Genomic DNA, 2,374 nt, shown 5'->3' with positions numbered 1-2,374 from the left:
GGTTCAAGCTTGGGTGATGCTTTAAAACAAGCTCTTCAAGATAAAAAAGATAAATAATGTAGAAAAGTGCGATACCACGGTATCGCACTTTTTTCGTATAATATGGATTAAGTGATGAGTAAGTAAGGTGGAGTGGAATATGAGTCCTACTAGGCCATATGTTTATTTCTATTTTTAATTTTTGTATTTGGCTCTATCACAGAGTTTTTTTCAAAGGCACTCATTTTTTTAATGAAGAATGCCAGACTGAATAGAGTACTATTTATAACATCCGCAGCTTTTGTGGATATATTTTTTACTTTTCTATCAGTTTATATAGCAGACTTGCTTGTGAGCGGCATCACTGTATCTATTTTAGCGGTGACTCTTTTAGCCGTCTTATTTTTTTGATGGAGAGTGCATTGGATAGTGAATTTCTACGTAAAAAAACAAGCTGATGAAGTTTCTCATTAGCAGCACATCAGCAAGAAAAGCGCATCATATCAAGCTTCAACGCTATTTAAAGAACCCTGTAACATATTTTTTGAAAAAGTATGTGATTTTTTTCACATATCTCTTGAAAAAGAACAAACATGTTTGTATAATAAGAATTGTAAAAGATATGTGAAACGTTTCACAATATATGTGAAAAACTTCACAATATTATATTTTCTATAATCCTAAGGGGGATATCATCTATGAAAATTGCAGTAGTAGGGTGTACACATGCAGGAACGGCAGCAGTAAAAAATATGGCAGAACTTTATCCAGAAGCTAAAATTACAGTTTATGAGCGAAATGATAATGTTTCATTTTTGTCTTGTGGAATTGCGCTCTATGTAGGCGGGGTCGTAAAAGATGCAAATGGCTTATTTTACTCTTCACCGTCTGAATTGCAAGAGATGGGTGTAAATATGAAAATGAAACATGAAGTTACGAATATTGATACAGATGGTAAAAAAATAGCTGTACGAAATTTAGAAACCAACGAAGAATTTGAAGATACATTTGATAAATTAGTGATGACAACTGGCTCATGGCCGATTATTCCAAACCTTGAAGGCATCGATTTAAATAATGTTGTGCTTTGTAAAAACTATCAGCATGCTAATCACATTATTGAAAAAGCGAAGCAAGCGAAGAAAATAGCCGTAATTGGTGCGGGCTATATTGGTGCAGAATTAGTAGAAGCATTCGAAGTGTATGGAAAAGAAGTGACGTTTATTGATAGTGCTGATCGTATTTTAAATAAATATCTTGATCCAGAATTTACGAATTTAATGGAAACTGAGTTTGAAAATCGAGGAGTTAAATTAGCATTAAACCAAGCGGTTACTAAATTTGTAGGCAGTGAGGGATCTGTTGAAAAAGTAGTGACAACTGATGGCGAATACGAAGCGGATCTTGTTATTCTGTGTGTTGGCTTCCGTCCAAATACAGACTTAGTAAAAGGACAAATAGATATGCTTCCAAACGGGGCAATTGTGGTTGATGAATATATGCAAACAAGCAAAAAAGATATATTTGCTGCCGGAGATAGCTGTGCCATTTACTACAATCCGATTAAGAAACATGCTTATATTCCGCTTGCTACCAATGCGGTTAGAATGGGAACATTAGTAGCTCAAAACCTTGTTAAGCCGACAATTAAGTATATGGGAACACAAGGAACGTCAGGCTTGCATATTTATGATTACAATGTTGCATCTACCGGCATAACAGAAACAGCAGCTTCTTTTTTTGATATGAATGTGAAAAGTATCGCAATATCAGAGAATAACCGACCTGAATTCATGCCAACGTACGRAAATATTACGTTAAAAGTAGTATATGAAGAAGAAACAAGACGAATTGTAGGTGCACAGGTTATTTCTAAAATTGATGCTACTCAAGCAATCAATACATTGTCTGTATGTGTACAGCAGGAAATGACGATCGATGAGCTTGGCTTTATGGACTTTTTCTTTCAGCCGCATTTTAATAAGCCTTGGCATTTCTTAAACCAAGCAGGACTTCAAGCGCTTCAAGCATAAAAAAGCAGGTGACTACCTGCTTTTTTTATGTGGGTTTTATTATCTTTTTTATTTTAGCAGGTCTAAAGCGGATCCAGCCTATAGTAAGGAGAATAAAAGGATAAAAAGCTCCTACGAAAAAACTATAGGGAATCCACGTTTGGGCTAACCATGTTTTTTGATAGATAATAGTTGGATAAACGATAATAGAAAAAGTTGTAACGATTAACCCCATCGGTAACGTTAGAAATCGAGTTTCGTTAACGTTAAAAATGTGGCAAAGCCCAGCGATAGAAGCATGAAAATAAAGAGAAACTTTAAAGAAAAGAGTAAGAAACCATATAATAGCAATAATTACTTCAATTCCTTGCAAAAAATTCCCC

Annotated in this window: 3 protein-coding genes; 2 read left to right on the top strand and 1 reads right to left on the bottom strand. The window is 34.8% G+C overall.

Annotated features, from left to right (window positions below; all coding sequences use genetic code 11):
• Positions 1-156 precede the first annotated feature (156 nt).
• Together AC1DRF_RS23530 and AC1DRF_RS23525 are read left to right on the top strand one after the other, a co-directional pair.
• Positions 157-390, top strand: coding sequence for a YrvL family regulatory protein (locus AC1DRF_RS23530; protein WP_427076334.1), 234 nt, complete (start codon positions 157-159; stop codon positions 388-390).
• A 287-nt stretch (positions 391-677) separates the two neighbouring features.
• Positions 678-2,012 carry an FAD-dependent oxidoreductase gene (locus AC1DRF_RS23525; protein WP_477741834.1) on the top strand — a complete coding sequence of 445 codons (1,335 nt, stop codon included), beginning with the start codon at positions 678-680 and terminating at the stop codon, positions 2,010-2,012.
• Between the two features lie 25 nt (positions 2,013-2,037).
• On the opposite strand, the gene AC1DRF_RS23520 is transcribed toward AC1DRF_RS23525, so the two are convergent.
• On the bottom strand, positions 2,038-2,374 hold a 337-nt coding region (locus AC1DRF_RS23520), incomplete at its 5' end, for a GerAB/ArcD/ProY family transporter (RefSeq protein ID WP_477741833.1).

Source organism: Priestia sp. P5_B4, from assembly GCF_056400385.1.
Note: the sequence above shows the minus strand (reverse complement) of the source record. Positions and strands in the feature narration are given on the sequence as shown.